General features: G+C 65.3%; 13 protein-coding genes and 1 tRNA gene. 6 read left to right on the forward strand and 8 right to left on the reverse strand.

The genetic code is table 11. The features are described from left to right. Window positions 1-137: 137 nt before the first annotated feature. The 6 genes from I603_RS06165 (at window position 138) to I603_RS06190 (ending at window position 8,950) form a co-directional block, all read left to right on the forward strand. Complete coding sequence (locus tag I603_RS06165; RefSeq protein ID WP_232305260.1) at window positions 138-842, forward strand: recA-like protein; 705 nt, start codon at window positions 138-140, stop codon at window positions 840-842. Beyond that, entirely contained in the window at window positions 736-2,355 is a 1,620-nt protein-coding gene (locus tag I603_RS06170) for a Y-family DNA polymerase (protein ID WP_086621864.1), read from the forward strand. Before I603_RS06165 ends, I603_RS06170 begins: the two co-directional genes overlap by 107 nt. Window positions 2,356-2,409: 54 nt before the next feature. Beyond that, window positions 2,410-2,742, forward strand: coding sequence for a PilZ domain-containing protein (locus I603_RS06175; RefSeq protein WP_068863126.1), 333 nt, complete (start codon window positions 2,410-2,412; stop codon window positions 2,740-2,742). Window positions 2,743-2,840: 98 nt separating this feature from the next. Further along, window positions 2,841-4,079, forward strand: a complete 1,239-nt coding sequence (locus tag I603_RS06180) for a putative DNA modification/repair radical SAM protein (protein WP_068863128.1) — start codon at window positions 2,841-2,843, stop codon at window positions 4,077-4,079. Continuing rightward, on the forward strand, window positions 4,079-5,521 hold the full coding sequence (locus I603_RS06185) for a UdgX family uracil-DNA binding protein (RefSeq protein ID WP_068863130.1): 1,443 nt from the start codon (window positions 4,079-4,081) through the stop codon (window positions 5,519-5,521). Before I603_RS06180 ends, I603_RS06185 begins: the two co-directional genes overlap by 1 nt. Further along, window positions 5,522-8,950 (forward strand): error-prone DNA polymerase, encoded by a 3,429-nt coding sequence (locus I603_RS06190; protein ID WP_068863132.1) that lies wholly within the window; start codon window positions 5,522-5,524, stop codon window positions 8,948-8,950. A 16-nt stretch (window positions 8,951-8,966) separates the two neighbouring features. Here the strand turns inward: I603_RS06190 and phoB are convergent, their stop codons facing one another. The 8 genes from phoB to recJ form a co-directional block, all read right to left on the reverse strand. Continuing rightward, window positions 8,967-9,656 (reverse strand): phosphate regulon transcriptional regulator PhoB, encoded by a 690-nt coding sequence (gene phoB / locus I603_RS06195; RefSeq protein ID WP_068863134.1) that lies wholly within the window; start codon window positions 9,654-9,656, stop codon window positions 8,967-8,969. 277 nt (window positions 9,657-9,933) lie between these two features. Continuing rightward, window positions 9,934-10,602, reverse strand: a complete 669-nt coding sequence (gene phoU / locus I603_RS06200) for a phosphate signaling complex protein PhoU (protein WP_198157222.1) — start codon at window positions 10,600-10,602, stop codon at window positions 9,934-9,936. Next, window positions 10,602-11,369 carry a phosphate ABC transporter ATP-binding protein PstB gene (gene pstB / locus I603_RS06205; RefSeq protein WP_068863339.1) on the reverse strand — a complete coding sequence of 256 codons (768 nt, stop codon included), beginning with the start codon at window positions 11,367-11,369 and terminating at the stop codon, window positions 10,602-10,604. The genes phoU and pstB overlap by 1 nt, the downstream gene beginning before the upstream one ends. Window positions 11,370-11,386: 17 nt before the next feature. Further along, entirely contained in the window at window positions 11,387-12,694 is a 1,308-nt protein-coding gene (gene pstA / locus I603_RS06210) for a phosphate ABC transporter permease PstA (protein ID WP_084439893.1), read from the reverse strand. Then, window positions 12,691-14,076, reverse strand: a complete 1,386-nt coding sequence (gene pstC, locus I603_RS06215; protein ID WP_068863136.1) for a phosphate ABC transporter permease subunit PstC — start codon at window positions 14,074-14,076, stop codon at window positions 12,691-12,693. The genes pstA and pstC overlap by 4 nt, the downstream gene beginning before the upstream one ends. A 112-nt stretch (window positions 14,077-14,188) precedes the next feature. After that, the gene (locus I603_RS06220) at window positions 14,189-15,442 is read right to left on the reverse strand and encodes a sensor histidine kinase (RefSeq protein ID WP_068863138.1); all 1,254 of its coding nucleotides are present in this window, start codon (window positions 15,440-15,442) and stop codon (window positions 14,189-14,191) included. A 113-nt stretch (window positions 15,443-15,555) separates the two neighbouring features. Next, a tRNA-Glu gene (locus tag I603_RS06225) sits at window positions 15,556-15,630 on the reverse strand. Window positions 15,631-15,722: 92 nt separating this feature from the next. Further along, window positions 15,723-17,522, reverse strand: a complete 1,800-nt coding sequence (recJ, locus tag I603_RS06230; protein WP_068863140.1) for a single-stranded-DNA-specific exonuclease RecJ — start codon at window positions 17,520-17,522, stop codon at window positions 15,723-15,725. Window positions 17,523-17,566: the final 44 nt, after the last annotated feature.

The raw sequence follows: 17,566 nt of genomic DNA on the forward strand, positions 1-17,566 counted from the left end.
GCGCCCGATATGGAACATAATGGGAACAAATCCAGCTCTCCCGAGTCTTCCCATCGAGTCGTTCCATGTTTGAAGCTATTGCCATTCCGGGTGCGCCGTCACCCTTGATCTGCTCTCCGCTTCCGGGTGTCCCTGGCGTGCGTCAACCCGACGCGCGATGGCGTCCGGGGCTGGCGGAGCAGCCCTTGCATTCGGAGATCTTCGCTTCCTGCGAGGAGGCGAGTGGTGCCGCTCTGGCGCTTGCACTGGCGCGCGATGCCTTGGCCTTGTCGGGGGAGGAGGGGACGAAACAGGGGCGCCATGTGCTGTGGGTGCAGGACCGTGCGGCGATCCGGCGGGGCGGGCGGCCCTGCCTTCAGGGCCTGCCTGCGGACCTGCGCCACCGGCTGATCCATGTCGCGGCCAATACGCCCGAGGATGCGCTGTTCGCGCTGGAGGAGGGGCTGAAATGCCGCGACCTGGCCTGCGTGATCGGCGAGATCGCAGGCAATCCGCGGGCATTGTCTTTCGCTGCCTCGCGCCGCCTGAGCCTTGCGGCGGAGCGCCATGGGATTGCGCTGTGGCTGGTGCGGCTTGATGCTGCGCCTGATCTCAGCTCTGCCCGGATGCGCTGGCGGGTGCGGGCAGCGGTCTCCCCGCGCCCGCGCTGGAACCCTGCCGCACCCGGCCGTGCCACATGGCATGCCGAGTTGTTCCGCGCCCGGGCCCACCCGCCGGGCAAATGGATGCTGGACGATGCCGATGGAACACTGCGCCCCGTCTCGGCCGCGGACGCGCCGGATCCTCGCGATCTGGCTCGCCCGACTGTCGGTCGATCGCTGGCGGCTCGCGCTCGCGCCTGAAGACCGCATCGCCGCAGATAGCGTCCCCACCGCGCTGGTTGCCGAGACCGCACATGGTCCGCGGATTGCCGCCGCCAATGATGCGGGTCTTGCGGCAGGTGCCCGCCCCGGCATGCTGCTGGCTGATGCGCGCGTGCTATGCCCCCAACTGGCCGTCGCCCCATCCGACCCGGCGGGCGATCTTGCTGCGCTGGAAAAGCTGGCGCTGTGGGCGCAGCGCTGGGGACCATGGAGCGCGCTCGACCCGCCCGATGGCGTATTGGTCGACGTCACTGGTGCCGCGCATCTGTTTGGCGGCGAGGATGCTCTGCTGACGGACGTTTCCTGTAGCTTTGCCCGGCAGGGTCTGACGGTGCGCGCAGCGCTCGCGCCCACCGCCGGTGCAGCATGGGCGCTGGCACATTTTGCGCCTGCCGGGACCATCCTTGTGCCTGACGAGGATCCATTGCCACTGCTCGCCGACCTGCCGGTGGCCGCGCTGCGGCTTGATGAAGATGTACTAACCGTCTTGCGGCGCTTGGGCATCAAACGGCTTGGCGAGTTGGCCGGTGTCTCAGGCATCGGGGATGATCCACAGCACGAGGCCGCGGCCCGCGATGCGCTGCGCCGCCGGTTCCGGGGTCGCCATTCCCCCGCCGCCAATCCGCTGCTGCGGCTCGACCAGTTGCTGGGCAAGGTGCCCGAGCCGCTTCTGCCTGTGCTCGCTCGCCCCCAGCCGATGGTGCAGCGCCGCCTGCTGGAGCCGATTCGTCACCGCAATCTGCTTGATCGGGTGGTGCGCGACCTTGCCGAAGATATGGTGCGCGCTCTCGAAGCGCGGGGCGAGGGCGCGCGCCGGCTTGAACTGGGACTGTGGCGGGTCGATGGCGAGGTGCTTGTGCGTCGCATCGAACTCGCCGCCGCCACCCGCGAGGCGGACCACATGATCCGGCTGTTTGCCACAAGGCTTGATGATGTCGAGGCCGGTTTCGGGATCGAGGTTATCCAACTGCGCTCTAGCTGGAGTGAGCCCTTGGCACTCTCGCAGGCCGATCTCGACTCTGCCGCCGAACGTCACGGTACTTCGCTTGCTGCCTGCGTTGATCGGCTTGCCGTCCGGTTGGGGACCAGAGCAGTCACCCGTCCGGTCGCTCGCGCCAGCCACATTCCCGAACGCGCGCAGGGCTGGCAGGCGCCGTTTGATCCCTTGCCACCGGTGCAGGGTATGCTTCCCTTCAACGTCCGCCCCTTGAAGCTGTTCGACCGGCCAGAGCCTATCGCTGTGCTCTATGCCTCGCCCGATGGCTACCCTCAGCGCTTCCGCTGGCGTGGCGCTGTGCGCGACGTGGTGCGGGTGGAAGGGCCGGAACGCATCGCACCGGAATGGTGGCGCGAACGTTCCACTGCCCGGCTGCGCGATTATTACCGGATCGAGGACGAGACGGGACGGCGTTACTGGATATACCGTCAGGGGCTGGCAGATGACGGGCGCGGCGGCATGCCGGAGTGGTTCCTGCAAGGGCTGTTTGCCTGAACTGTCGGATTGTGCGCTCAGATTTCCTTTACCGGTTCGTGCTAACACGACAGCATGAACCTGAAATCGATCCCTCGCGCCTCGGAGCGCCGCGCGCTCAGCCTGATGGTAAAGAGCCGGGTTCGTTCACGCCCTGTCTTTGTCGATCTGATCGACATTTCCGAGGGCGGGTGCAAGATCCGCGGCAAGCCCGGCTTTGCCAGCATCGGTGACCGGGTGACGATGAAGGTCGCCGGAATCAACGCGCCGCTTGGGCTGATTGCCTGGATCGAGGGACCCTTCGCCGGAGTGGCCTTCGAAGGCATGATGCACCCTGCGGTGCTCGATCATCTGTGCAGCGAGGGCATCATCAAGCCCGAGGATACCAAGCTCTACCGTTCGCGCTGACGACAGCAGCAGGCATGCCGCGCTTGCAAGCTTTGCATTTGGCAGGGGAGCGCATGGAACATATAAGGAACATATAGCAATGTTCCCCAAGGTTCCCGATGGCTCAGCAGACACTCCGCCAGAAACTCGAAATTCTCGCCGACGCGGCCAAGTATGATGCTTCCTGTGCCTCTTCAGGCACTGCGAGGAAGAATTCCCTGGGCGGAAAAGGCGTGGGCTCGACCGAGGGGATGGGCATCTGCCACGCCTATGCGCCGGATGGTCGTTGCATCTCGCTGCTCAAGATCTTGCTGACCAATCACTGCATCTTCGATTGTCACTACTGCATCAATCGCAAGAGCTCCAACGTTGCCCGTGCACGCTTCACACCGCAGGAAGTCGTCGACCTGACGCTCAGCTTCTATCGCCGCAATTATATCGAGGGACTGTTCCTCTCGTCGGGCATCGTGAAAAGCGCCAATCACACGATGGATCAGTTGGTCGAAGTCGCGCGGATCCTGCGCGAGGAACATGACTTCCGCGGCTATATCCACCTCAAGACCATTCCCGAGGCCGATGCGGAGATCATCCACCAGGCCGGGCTTTATGCCGACCGGGTCTCGATCAATGTCGAACTGCCGACCGACAGCGGCCTCACTCGCCTCGCGCCCGACAAGAACGCCCGCCAGATCGAAGGGGCGATGGGGCGGACGAAGGCGCGGATCATCGAGGCTAAGGACGAACGCAAGCGCTTCCGCAACGCGCCGCGCTTTGCCCCGGCGGGGCAGTCGACCCAGATGATCGTGGGGGCAGACGATGCCAATGATACCGCAATCATCGGCAGGGCCAGTACGCTCTACACAGCTTTCGGTTTGCGCCGGGTTTATTACAGCGCCTTCTCGCCGATCCCCGATGCCAGTGCTGTCTTGCCGCTCAAGCGCCCGCCGTTGCTGCGCGAGCACCGGCTCTACCAGTCCGACTGGCTGATGCGCTTCTACGGCTTCGCGCCGCAGGAGGTTGCTCAGGCGGCGGAAGCCGATGGCAACCTGCCGCTCGATATCGACCCAAAACTGGCCTGGGCATTGAAGTTCCGGGAGCATTTCCCGGTCGATGTCAACCGAGCGCCGAAGGAGATGCTGTTGCGGGTGCCGGGACTGGGGACGAAAGCGGTAGCGCGCATTCTTGCTGTGCGCCGGCACCGGCGGCTGCGGCTCGATGATGTCGCGCGGCTGACGGCGTCGATTGCCAAGGTGCGGCCATTTGTCTGCACCATCGACTGGCGCCCGACCTTGCTCACCGACCGCGCCGACCTGCGCGGTTTGTTGACACCGAAATCCGAGCAGCTGGAGCTGTTCTGATGACCGCGATGCAGAACGTCTCCCTTGGCGCACATTATGCCGTGCACCTGCCTGCGCCCGACGATTTCGCCTTCTGGCGCGAGCGGGCCCGCGGGCTGCTTCAGTGTGATGTGCCGCCCGACCGGGTGAGTTGGATCGAGCCAGGCGGGACGGGCGATCTGTTCGCGAGCGAAGGCCCGTCGCGGAGCGAGAAACGCTTGCCGGCTCCGCCCGCCGACGCGCCGCCGGTGCGCGCCAGCAAGCGCTTTCTCGATCTCGCCCGCCGTGCCGCACAGCACTCGGATCCGGCGCGCTTCGGTTTGCTCTACCGCGTGTTGTGGCGGCTCCAGCGTCAGCCCCGGCTGATGGAGGACAAGGCCGATCCGGAGGTCCGCCGGATCGAGGAACTCGCCAAGGCGGTGCGCCGCGACGCGCACAAGATGCACGCCTTTGTCCGCTTCCGCGAAGTCGCGGAGGAAGACGGCACCCCGCATTTCATCGCCTGGTTCGAGCCCGATCACCACATCGTCCGTGCCGAGGCGGGGTTCTTCATGCGCCGCTTCGCCAACATGCGCTGGTCGATCCTGACCCCGCGCGGGAGCATCCACTGGGACGGCGAGGCGATGCGCGAGGGCCCGCCTGCCCGCCGCTCCGACGCGTCGGCGGGTGATCCGGTGGAAGACCTGTGGCGCTCCTACTATGCCGCAATCTTCAATCCCGCTCGGCTCAAGGTCTCCGCGATGCTCTCGGAGATGCCCAGGAAATATTGGAAGAACCTGCCCGAGGCAGAGCTCATCCCCCAGCTCATTGCCGGTGCTCAGGCGCGCGAGGCCGCGATGGTCAAGGCAGGCGCGCGCGAGGAAAGGGCGCGGCCTGCAACGCTGGTCGAGATCGCGCAAGGCATCGCCGCCTGCCGTGATTGCCCGATTGCCGATTGCGGCACCCGCGCGGTCGCGGGCGAGGGCGCAACGGGCGCTGCGCTGATGATCGTGGGCGAACAGCCGGGCGATCGGGAGGATGTGGCGGCGCGTCCCTTCGTCGGCCCTGCGGGGCAATTGCTCGACGAACACCTGCAAGCCGCGGGGATCGACCGCAGCGCCGCTTACGTCACCAACGCGGTCAAGCACTTCAAGTTCGCGTGGAAGGGCAAGCACCGCGTCCACCAGTCGCCCACGGCCAAGGAGATCGACACTTGCCGCTGGTGGCTGGAGAGCGAGCGTGCTCTTGTGCGGCCCCGCCTTGTTCTGGCGCTGGGGACGAGCGCGGCACGCGGGCTGCTGGGACGGACCGTCAGTGTCACGCGCGAGCGGGGCAGGGCAATCCCGCTCGATGACGGCACCGAATTGTGGGTGACTGTCCATCCCTCATACCTGCTCAGGCTCGACGGTGCGGCGCGTGATGCACAGGCGGCGCTGTTCGCGGCCGATCTGGCGGCGGTGCGGGAGCGGTTGCGGGAGGTGTGAGTGCCCGACGCCCCGCTTACCCCTGACAGGCGCACCCTTCAGGTCGATCCCGACGGGATTGCCGCGCCGCCGCGCGCGCCGTTCGTCGAACTGGGGCTTGTGAGCTGCTTCAGCTTCCTGCGCGGAGCTTCGGATGCGGTCGATCTGGCGCTGGCGGCCCATGCGGCGGGCTATGACGCGATCGGGATCGCCGATGTGAATTCCATGGCCGGCGTGGTGCGCATCCACACCGAGGCGAAGACGCTGAAACTGCGCCCCGTGATCGGCTGCCGGATCGAGACGGTGGAAGGCCTCGCCTTCCTCGCCTACCCCGAAGACCGCGCCGCCTATGGACGCCTCTGCAGCCTCATCAGCCTGGGGCGGATGCAGACGCTTTCCGGGGAATGGCAGGACAAGGGCGTGTGCGAGATCGACCTTGCTATGCTGGCGGCCCATTCGGAAGGCGTGCAGCTGATCCTGCTCCCGCCCGACGACCTCGACGCCAAGTTCACCATCGCGGTGCCGAGTAACGTGGTCTTCTTCCGTCGCCCCGGACTTGATCCGGACCTGTTGGCCGAGAGCGATTCCGGCTTGCGCCGGGATGAAGTGAGTGAGCTGCCTTTCTCCGGTCTCCTCCTGCATCTCACCCACCAACTGCCCACACTGAAGCATATCGCCGCCAGCTACCTTTATCGCGGCGATGACATTGCGCGGATCGGGCGGCTTGATGCCCTCGCGCGCAAGCACGGTCTTTCGCTCCTCGCCACCAACGATGTTCACTACCACGTGCCCGAGCGGCGCGCCTTGCAGGATGTGATGACCGCGATCCGCCACAAGACCACCGTGGCCTCGGCAGGACACCTGCTCCACCCCAATGCCGAGCGGCACCTCAAGTCCCCGCAGGAGATGCAGCGCCTCTTCGCGCGCTGGCCCCATGCCACCCGCGCCGCGCGCGAAGTGGCAGACCGCTGCCACTTCAGCCTCGACGAACTGGCTTACGAATATCCGCAGGAGATATATCCCGACGGCCAGAGCCCGCAGGCCTTCCTCGAAAGCGAAGTGTGGAAGGGGGCAGGACGCCGTTACCCGAAAGGCCTCCCCGATACCGTCCGTCAGACGCTCGAACGCGAGCTGGCGTTGATCGCCAAGCTCGATCTGGCGCGCTACTTCCTCACCATCAAGGACATCGTCGATTTCGCGCGGGGGTGCGATCCGCCGATCCTGTGCCAGGGGCGCGGCTCTGCGGCCAATTCTGCCGTTTGCTACGTCCTCGGCATCACCAGCGTCGATCCGGCCAAGCACCAGCTCCTGTTTGACCGCTTCATCTCCGAGGAACGGAAAGAACCGCCCGATATCGACGTCGATTTCGAGCATGAACGGCGCGAGGAGGTGATCCAGTACATTTACCGCAAGTACGGCCGCCATCGCGCAGGGCTGTGTGCGACGGTGATCCATTACCGCCCGCGCATGGCGATCCGCGAGGTGGGCAAGGCGATGGGGCTGTCGGAGGATGTCACCGGCGCTCTCGCCCGTACTGTCTGGGGCGGATGGGGCCGCGAGATTTCCGAAAGGCACGCCGCCGAAAGCGGGCTCGACATCACCGATCCGCACTTGCGCCGCGTGCTCAAGCTTACCGAGCAAATGATTGGAATGCCGCGCCATCTGGGTCAGCACGTCGGCGGTTTCATCCTCACCGAAGGCGCGCTGACCGAGACTGTCCCCATCGGCAATGGTGCCATGCCCGATCGCTCTTTCATCGAATGGGACAAGGACGATATCGAGGCGCTGGGCATCCTGAAAGTGGACGTGCTGGCGCTGGGGATGCTGACCTGCATCCGCAAGTGCCTCGATCTCTTGGCCGATCACCACGGGCGCAGGCTCACCCTCGCCACCGTCCCGCGCGAGGATCCTGAGACCTATGCGATGCTGAGGAAGGGCGATTCCCTCGGCGTGTTCCAGGTCGAAAGCCGCGCGCAGATGAACATGCTGCCGCGTCTGCGCCCGAGGGAGTTCTACGATCTCGTCATCCAGGTCGCGATCGTGCGCCCTGGGCCGATTCAGGGTGACATGGTCCACCCCTATCTCAAGCGCCGGCGGGGTGCCGAGCCGGTGCAGATCCCCGCACCCGCGCCCGGACACGGGCCTCCGGACGAGCTCACCAGTATCCTCGGAAGGACGCTGGGCGTGCCGATCTTCCAGGAACAGGCGATGAAGATCGCATTGGATGCGGCGAAGTTCTCCAGCCTCGAGGCCAACCGGCTGCGCAAGGCGATGGCGACCTTCCGCAGCCGGGGGATGGTCGACGAGCTTCAGGACATGATGGTCGAACGCATGGTCGCGCGCGGCTATGATCGCGACTTCGCGCAGCGCTGCTTCAACCAGATCAGGGGCTTCGGCGAATATGGCTTCCCCGAAAGCCACGCCGCCAGCTTCGCGCAGCTGGTCTATGTGTCGAGCTGGCTCAAGTGCCATTACCCCGCCGCCTTTGCTGCCGCGCTGCTCAATTCGCAGCCGATGGGCTTCTACGCGCCCGCGCAGATCGTGCGCGATGCGGCCGAGCACGGGGTACGGGTGTTGCCGGTGGATGTGAACCACTCTGCGTGGGGCTGCACGCTGGAGGGTGAGGCCTTGCGTCTCGGACTGAGACAGATCGACGGCTTGCCCGAACACGTCGCCGCCGCGCTCGTCACCGCGCGCGAGGCGGGCGGGGCTTACCGCAGCATTGCCGATCTGCGAGAGCGCACCGGACTTTCGCCCGCGCATATCGAGCGGCTTGCCAGCGCCGATGCCTTCACCTCGCTCGGGCTTTCGCGGCGACAGGCCTTGTGGGATGCGAGGAGCCTGATTGCCGTTCCCGATCTCCCGTTATTCCGCGCCGCCGGGGTGCGCGAGGAGGGTGCGGAGCGGGCGCGGATCGCGCTTCCCGCGATGCCCTTGTCCGAGGAAGTGGTTGCCGATTACCAGACCACCCGCCTCAGCCTGAAGGCACATCCGCTCGCCTTCCTGCGTGCCGACCTCGCCGCGCGGGGGTTTGTGCGGGCCTGCGACCTCAGGGCGAGGAAATTCCGCAGCATGGTACAGGTGGCGGGCGTGGTGCTGATCCGCCAGCGGCCGGGCAGCGCCAAGGGCGTGACCTTCATCACGCTCGAGGACGAGACAGGGGTGATCAACCTCGTGGTCTGGCCCGATCTGAAAGAAAGGCAGCGCAAGGTGGTGATGGGCGCGCGGCTGATGGAGGTGCGGGGGCGGGTCGAGTATGACGACGAGGTAATCCATGTCATCGCCGCGCAGCTGACCGATGCGACGTCGGCCTTGCATGCCCTGTCGGACGATCTACTGGCGGCCCAGCTCGCCCGGGCGGACGAGGTCAACCGGCCCATGCCCGAACGCGGGCCGGGCGGGCATCCCCGCGACACCCGGATCATTCCGAAATCCCGCGATTTTCATTAGGCTTGCGAGACGAATGTCAGCTCGCTTCGAGGGCATATCCGGCTGAGCGCACTGTGCGGATCGGGTCCTTCGCGCCGTCGATGCCGATTGCCTTGCGAAGGCGGCGGATGTGCACGTCGACCGTGCGCAGTTCGATGTCGGAACCCGTGCCCCACACCCCGTCGAGCAACTGGCCGCGACTGAACACCCGGCCCGGGCTCTCCATGAAGAACTTGAGCAGGCGGTATTCGGTCGGCCCCAGTTGAAGGGCGCGGCCGCGGCGCTGGACCTTGTGCGCGACCGGATCGAGTCGGATGTCGCCGACCTCGATCGTCTCGCCCGCCAGCGCCGGACGGATGCGGCGCATCACGGCGGCGACACGCGCCAGCAACTCTCTGGGGGAAAAGGGTTTTGTCAGGTAATCATCGGCCCCCGTTTCCAGGCCTCGCACCCGGTCGTCCTCGGCCTCGCGGGCAGTGAGCATGATGATCGGCACGTGGGCGGTATCCTTGTCGCGGCGCAACCGGCGGCACACCTCGATCCCGCTGGTGCCCTCGATCATCCAGTCAAGGATAATCAAATCAGGCACTTCCTCGGCAGCCAGCACCAGCGCCTCGTCCCCGTCGCCGGTGCAGCGCACGTTATAGCCTTCGTTCTGGAAACGGTATTCGAGCAGTTCCGACAGCGCCGGATCGTCTTCGACCAGCAGCAATTTGGCAGCGGACATACGCAAGATGCCTCCTCAGACCCGCCAGCGCGGGCGATCGCCAACCCTATGTGTCATTCGCGCGACAGTTTGATGAAACCGCGCCGGAATTCAACCATCGCCTTCCGCAGGAGCGATGTTTCACGTGAAACCGCGCGCCTGAAGCGCCGCAAACACCCGGCGAGCGCTGGTCAAGGATGGGCAAAAGGGGGTCGAAAGGGGGTCTAAAGGGGGTCTAAAGGGGGGCAAGCAGGAGGCTGGAGCGGAAACGGTCCGAAACAGGACCGCCTTCAGCCGCTCAGCGATCTCCCTCGGGCGGATAGGCGCCGGTTGCGGCGAAGTGCACCATCTCGGCCACGTTGGTGGCATGATCGCCGATCCGCTCGATATTGCGGGCCACGAACAGCAATTGCGCCGCGCTCGAAATGGTCGAGGGATTTTCCACCATATGACTGACAAGATTGCGGAAAATGCTGTTGTAGAAAGCATCGACCTTGGCGTCCGTGGCAATCACCTCGCGGGCGAGGTCCGGATCGCGCGCGGCATAGGCGGTCAGCACGTCGTGCACCATCTCGCCCGCCAGTTCGCCCATTGCGGGCAACAGGGTCAGCGGTTCGAACCGCGACCGGCCTTCGATCATGCCCACCCGCTTGGCAATGTTCTTGGAATAGTCGCCGATCCGTTCGACCACGCCGCCGATCTTGAGCGCAGCGATCACTTCGCGCAGGTCATCGGCCATCGGCGCGCGCAATGCGATGATCCGCACCGCCAGCTTGTCGACCTCGGTTTCCAGCGCGTCGATCCGCTTGTCGCGGGCGACAACCTTTTCCGCGAGTTCCTCGTCACCGCGCACCAGCGCATCCAGCGCTTCCTGGATAGCGACTTCGGCCAGACCACCCATCTCCGCGATCAGGCCGCGCAGGCGGGTGATGTCCTCGTCGAATGCCTTGACCGTATGTTCGGCCATCAGCCGTACCTTCCTGTGATGTAATCCTTCGTCCGTTCCTCGATCGGATTGGTGAAGATATCGGATGTGGGGCCGTATTCCACCATCTTTCCGAGGTGGAAAAAGGCGGTGCGCTGGCTGACGCGGGCAGCCTGCTGCATCGAGTGGGTGACGATGACGATGGCATAGCGGCCCGAAAGTTCGTCGATCAGTTCCTCGATCTTGGCGGTAGCGATCGGATCGAGCGCCGAGGCGGGCTCGTCCATCAGGATCACCTCGGGATCGACCGCGATGGCACGGGCGATGCAAAGCCGCTGCTGCTGACCGCCCGAAAGCGCCGTGCCGGAGTCGTCCAGCCGGTCCTTGACCTCGTCCCACAGGCCCGCGCGGGTCAGCGAGCGTTCCACGATGACGTCAAGATCGGCCTTCTTTTCCGCCAGGCCATGGATCTTGGGGCCATAGGCGATGTTCTCGTAGATCGACTTGGGGAAAGGATTGGGCTTCTGGAACACCATGCCCACCCGCGCGCGCAGCTGAACGACATCCATGGTGTCGTCCAGAATGTTCTCGCCTTCGAGTTCGATCCGTCCGGTGACCCGAGCCGAGGGGATCGTGTCATTCATCCGGTTGAAACACCGCAGGAAGGTGGACTTCCCGCAACCCGACGGGCCGATGAAGGCGGTGACGTAATCGGGCGAGATGTCGATCGAGACATTGTCGATCGCCTTCTTGTCGCCATAGAAGACACAAACATCACGCGCGTGGATCTTCGCGCTTTCGTCGGCCATGTTGGGATGGATCACAGTCACCAGCGTTTCTCGAACTTGTTGCGAAGATAGATGGCAAGGCCGTTCATGGCGAGCAGGAACACCAGCAGCACGATAATGGCTGCGCTGGTGCGCTCGACAAAGCCGCGGTCGATTTCATCCGACCAGAGGAAGATCTGCATCGGCAGCACCGTGGCGGGCGAGGTGAAGCCGTCGGGCGGGGTGGCGACAAAGGCGCGCATACCGATCAAGAGCAGAGGTGCCGTTTCCCCCAGCGCGCGCGCCATGCCGATGATGGTCCCCGTCAGCATCCCCGGCAGCGCGAGCGGGAGGACGTGGTGGAACACGACCTGCACCGGCGATGCCCCCACCGCCAGCGCGCCGTCGCGGATCGAGGGCGGCACCGCCTTGATCGCGTTGCGCCCCGAGATCACGATGACCGGCATGGTCATCAGCGCCAGCGTCATCCCGCCGATAAGCGGCGCTGAACGAAGGTTGGGGAACAGCGACAGGAAAATCGCCAGACCCAGCAGGCCGAAGATGATCGAAGGCACCGCGGCAAGGTTGTTGATCGATACCTCGATCAGGTCGGTCCAGCGGTTACGCGGGGCATATTCCTCGAGATAGAGAGCCGACAGAACGCCGATCGGGAAGGCCAGCGCCAATGTCACCAGCATCGTCAGGATCGAGCCCTTGAGCGCGCCCCAGATGCCCACCGCCTGCGGGCTGGTCGCATCAGAGCGGGCGAGGAAGCCCCAATCCCAGTTCTTGGACAGGGTGCCATCTGCCGAAAGCTTTGCGGCCAGCGCCTGCATTTCCGGTAACCCTTCGCCTTCAAGACCTGCGGCAAGGCCTGATGTGGCAGGAAGCTGGAAGGTCCGGCTGCTGTTGATCAGCGCAGGATCGCTTGTCACCGCGGCGGCCACGTCGCGCCACGCATCGGGGGAGAGCTGTGCCGCGGCTTCCGCACCGAGCTGCTCTTCGGCAAAGAAGGCAACCACTTCCGGCAGGCCCTGCATTTCAAGGGTCTGCACCGCGCTTGGCGCGGTCAAGGAAACGGCATCGCCGGTGACGCCGCTGGCCGGAAAATCGATTGTCACATCGAGTTCGGCGCGCTGGAAACCGCCGATGCCATTCATCAACATCGTCGCCAGCAGGAAGACCAGCACGGCTACCGAGAACACGACCGCCGAAAGTCCGAGCAGTCGGAAATTGCGTTCGGAGCGGTAACGCCGGGCAAGGCGCTTTTCGAAGGCAGGCGTGCGTGTGGGGCCGCGCGCCTCCGGTCTTGCGGATGCGATTGCCTCGGAAATCGAGCCGGCGGGGGGCAGGGCGGAACTACTCATTCATAGGCCTCCCGGAAACGCTTGACGACGCGCAGGGCGACGAAGTTCAGGGCCAGCGTCACCATGAACAGCACGAAACCCAGTGCGAAGGCGCTCAGCGTCGCGGGGTGATCGGTGCTCTGTTCACCGGTCAGCAGCTTCACGATTTGCACTGTCACGGTCGACATCGGCTCCAACGGGTTGGCGGTGAGGTTGGCTGCGGGCGAGGCGGCCATCACCACGATCATCGTTTCCCCGATCGCGCGGCTGACGGCCAGCATGATCCCGGCAACAATCCCGGGAAGGGCAGCGGGAAACAGGACGCGGCGGATGGTCTCGGACTTGGTCGCACCCATCGCCAGGCTGCCGTCGCGCATGGCGCTCGGCACGGCGGCCATGGAATCGTCGGCCATCGAGGAGACGAAGGGAATGATCATCACCCCCATCACAACGCCCGCTGCCAGCGCGCTTTCTGTCGAGGCGCTGGTGATCCCGATCGCCACGGCCGCATCGCGGATCGCCGGGGCAACGGTGAGTGCGGCGAAATAGCCATAGACCACCGTCGGCACCCCGGCGAGGATCTCCAGCAGCGGTTTGACCCAGGTTCTGAGGCGTGGATCGGCATATTGGGTGAGATAGATCGCGCTCATCAGCCCCAGCGGGATGGCAACGATCATGGCGATGATCGCGCCGATGAAGATCGTCCCCCAGAACAGCGGGATGGCACCGTAACGGGTCGGATCGACGGCATCGGGGCTCACCATCGTGTCCGGACCCCATTTGGTGCCGAACAGGAAATCCACCGGCGAGACCATGCCGAAGAAGCGCACAGTTTCGAATACGAGGCTGGCGAAGATGCCGAAGGTCGTCAGGATCGCCACCAGCGAGGCCAGCAGCAAGATGGCGAGTACCGTGCGCTCAACTCTGGTGCGGGCGCGGAAATCGGGACGCAGGCGCAAGAACGCGAGGCCCCCGCCGCCCAGCGCGATCACTGCCGTCACGACGATCCCGATGACGCTGTACCGCGAGATTGCGGCACGGAAGGGTTCGATGAGCGCTTCGGCCTCGTCATTGAAGACGCCCGGGGCATTGCCTTGCGCGACCGCGCGCGCCTCGCCCAGAAATGCGTCGCGCTCAAAGCCGAACGCCGGAAGGTTCGCGGCTGCGGGCGAGGCCAGCACGCTTTGGGTGACCAGCTGCGGCGCCATCACCGACCAGAGGGCAACGAAGGCGAGCACCGGGATGACCACCCACAGCGCTACATACCATGCGTGATAAACCGGACGCGAAGCCGGACGCAGGGCTGGGTCGCTGCTCTGGAAGCTCCACGCCTTTGCCCTGCCTGCCAGCCATCCGGCAAGGCCAAGCCCGATGGCAATCAGGATAAGCGTGATCGGCGACATTGAATGAACCTGTTTACCCCGTCGGCGGCCGGCGAGAATCGCTTGGCCGTTGGCGCCGTATTTGTCTGGCGCTCATGCCATGGCGGGCGCATGTTGAATAAATAAGACACTACTATGACAGTTGTTGGGTTTCGGGTTCGCGCTCGTCGCCGTCATGATCCTCGTCAATGCCTTCCGCCGTTAGCGCTTCTTGTTCCGCCAATGGCAGGCGAACCACCACGCGGGTGCCCTTGCCGAGTTCGCTGGTAATGTCGAGCCGCCCACGATGGCGTTCCACAATGTGCTTGACGATTGCAAGGCCGAGTCCCGTACCGCCCGAGGCGCGGCTTCGGCCAGGATCGGTGCGATAGAAGCGACGGGTCAGGTGGGGGATCTGTTCGGGCGCGATGCCTTCGCCTTCGTCCTCCACGGCAATGCGGGCCTGATCCGCTGTCGCAAGGTCAAGGACGACTCTCACCGGGCGGTCATCCGCCCCGTATTTCAGGGCGTTGTCGACCAGATTGCGGACGACTTGTTCAAGCTGCTGGAGGTCGCCGATCACGCGCGGCGCGGCTGCGAACTGGATATCGAGCCGCTCCATCCTCGCAGAACCGGCCGCATCACGCGCGGCCCGCTCGACCAGGGGAGCAAGCTCGATCTGTTCCGTCGGTAACTCGTGCTTTTCCGCCTCGACCCGCGACAGGCTCATCAGGTCGCTCACCAGCGCATGCAGGCGCTGCGCCTCGCGCTCGATAATCCCGAGAAACTTCTGCGCTGTCGGGGTGTCGACCTTGCCCTCGTCCTCGCGCAGAGTTTCGACATAGCCCAGGATCGCGGCCAGCGGCGTGCGCAGTTCGTGACTGGCATTGGCGACGAAATCGGTATGCGCGCGGCTGATGTCGGCCTCGGCGGTCTGGTTGGTCAGTTCCAGCATCGCCAGCCGGTCGTTGATGGCCTGACGGTTGATCTGCCAGATGTCCTGTCGCCGCACCAGTCCGCGCACGATCGCCTCGCCGTTGCGGTTCTCGTTCAGCAGCGAAATCGCTTCGGGCTGGCGCAGCGCCACGCGCGCATCCTGCCCGACGACATGCGGTCCGAGCATCGTGCGCGCGGCACGATTGGCAAGCGCGATGGTGTTGCGCTCGGTGATCATCAGCGGGGTGGAGAAATTCTCGATCAGGTCGCTGATCGAGCCGAGGTCGAGCTGCTGCCTGACGACGGCCTTGGGCGGCTCGGGCGGACGACCGGCGGCGACCATCAGCGAGCCGACCCATACCAGCAGCACCGAAAGGGCGATGACCGCGTCGACCCCCAGCAGTATCATCGCCACAAAGGTCACCGCTGCCAGCGCGATTCCCGCAACCGGAAAGTTCTGACCCATGCCCATGGCCGGGTGCCTTACAGCCAAGCGGCGACGGTTGAAAGCGGGCAAGGCAGGTGCGGCAACGAAAAGGTCGGCAAGGCCAAAGCCTGGCGCCCGTTCTGCGCGCATCCGGAAGGTGGTGACCCGTACGGGAATCGAACCCGTGTTTCAGCCGTGAAAGGGCCGCGTCCTAACCGCTAGACGAACGGGCCACGCTCGTTGCGGAAGCGCGCAACTAGGGGTGTGAATCGCATCGGTCAAGTCCCGTTTGCGCGGCCGGGCGGAAAAATCGCGAGCCTGCCGCTCAATCGGCGAAAGCGGCATCCTCAAGTTGCAATTCGGCCGCCGGTCGATTGCCCCAGTCGTCAATCCGCGCGCGGCCCGCAAGGTGAAAGCGCCGACCTGCGCTGCGGTGAAGCAAGGTCTGCGCCATCTCCGTCTCGGCCGCGCGGAAAGCGATGGCCTTGAAACTGCGCCCTTCACTGCCGCTCGCGATCAGCCGCAGGTGATCCTTGCCGACGATGTCGGCCTTCACGATCCGGACCGGACCAACCGCGATCCGCGGGGCGGGCCAACCGACGCCATAGGGTCCGGCAGCTTCAAGAGTTTCGACCAGTTCCGGGGCCAGTCCGCCCGGTGCAAGCGCGAGGTCAAGCAGCATCGCAGCCCCGGTGCGGGCGCGTTCGACGTCGCGGGCGAGACGTTCGTCGAGGAAACCGGCAAAGTCGGCCAGCCTGCCGCTTTCGATCGTCAGCCCCGCCGCCATGGCGTGCCCGCCGCCCGCTACCAGCAGCCCGGCCTCGCGCGCGGCGATGATCGCCGCACCCAGATCAACCCCGCTGATTGAGCGGCCGGAGCCTTTGCCTTGCGCCTCGTCCAGAGCGATGACGATGGCGGGCTTGCCGGTCTTTTCCTTGATCCGTCCCGCGACGATCCCGATCACGCCGGGATGCCAGCCATGCCCGGCGAGCACCTGCACCGCCATGTTGTGCTGGCCGGCCAGCTGCGCTTCGGCCGCCTCTTGCACTTCGGCCTCGATGGCGCGGCGTTCCTCGTTGAGTTGCGACAGCTGGATCGCGATGGCCCGCGCTTCTTCGGCATCGGTGGTGGTCAGCAGCCGCACGCCGAGGGTCGATTCTCCGATCCGTCCGCCCGCATTGATTCGCGGGCCAAGCGCGAAGCCGAGATCGCTCGCCTGCGGGGCGCGGTTGATACGGCTTGCGTCGATCAGCGCAGCCATGCCGATCCGTTCGCGGCGGGCGAGCACCTTTAGGCCTTGCGCCACGAAGGCGCGATTGAGCCCGTGCAGCGCCGCGACATCGGCAACCGTGCCGAGTGCGACCAGATCGAGCAGGCTTATCAGGTCCGGTTCGCGGCGCTGGGCGAACCAGCCCCTGCCGCGCAAGGTCCGCACCAGCGCGACCGCCAGCAGGAAGGCGACGCCGACAGCCGCGAGGTGTCCGTGGGCAGCGCCCAGATCGCTCTCGTCGAGCCGGTTGGGATTGACCAGCGCGGCCGCTTCGGGAAGCTCGGGGGCGCATTTGTGGTGATCGACCACGATCACGTCGACGCCGGCGCGTTTTGCCATCGCCAGCGCCTCGTGCGCCATGGCGCCGCAATCGACGGTAACGATCAGGCTGGAACCCGCTTCTCCCAGCCGCACCAGCGCCTCGCCGGAAGGGCCGTAGCCTTCAAGTAGGCGGTCGGGAATGTAATAGCCCGCATCGTGACCGAGTTGTCGTAGCAGCTCGACCAGCAGGGCGGCACTCGTCGCCCCGTCGACATCGTAATCCCCGTAAATCGTGACACGCTCACCGCTGGTCACGGCATCGGCAAGGCGCGCGGCTGCGGCATCCATGTCCCGAAATGTCGAAGGGTCGGGCAGAAAATCCCGCAAGGTAGGCCGGGCATGCCGGGCGAGATCGTCTTTGGCTACACCGCGGGTCAGCAGCAGCTGGTCGAGTATGGAATGCTCCAACCCCTGAATGCTTTCGCCGCCGAGTTCCATGTTGCCTCCCCGCCAGCGCCAGGCCTTGCCCGACAAGGAGGCGGTCACGCCAAGGACATGGGCATGAGAGGACAGGGACAATTGCGGGGCGGCCATGGCCGGAGCCTAGCTGATTGACTTGCATCATGACAGTCGCAGGC

Origin of the sequence: Erythrobacter dokdonensis DSW-74 (assembly GCF_001677335.1) — a bacterium.
Lineage (GTDB): Bacteria > Pseudomonadota > Alphaproteobacteria > Sphingomonadales > Sphingomonadaceae > Erythrobacter > Erythrobacter dokdonensis.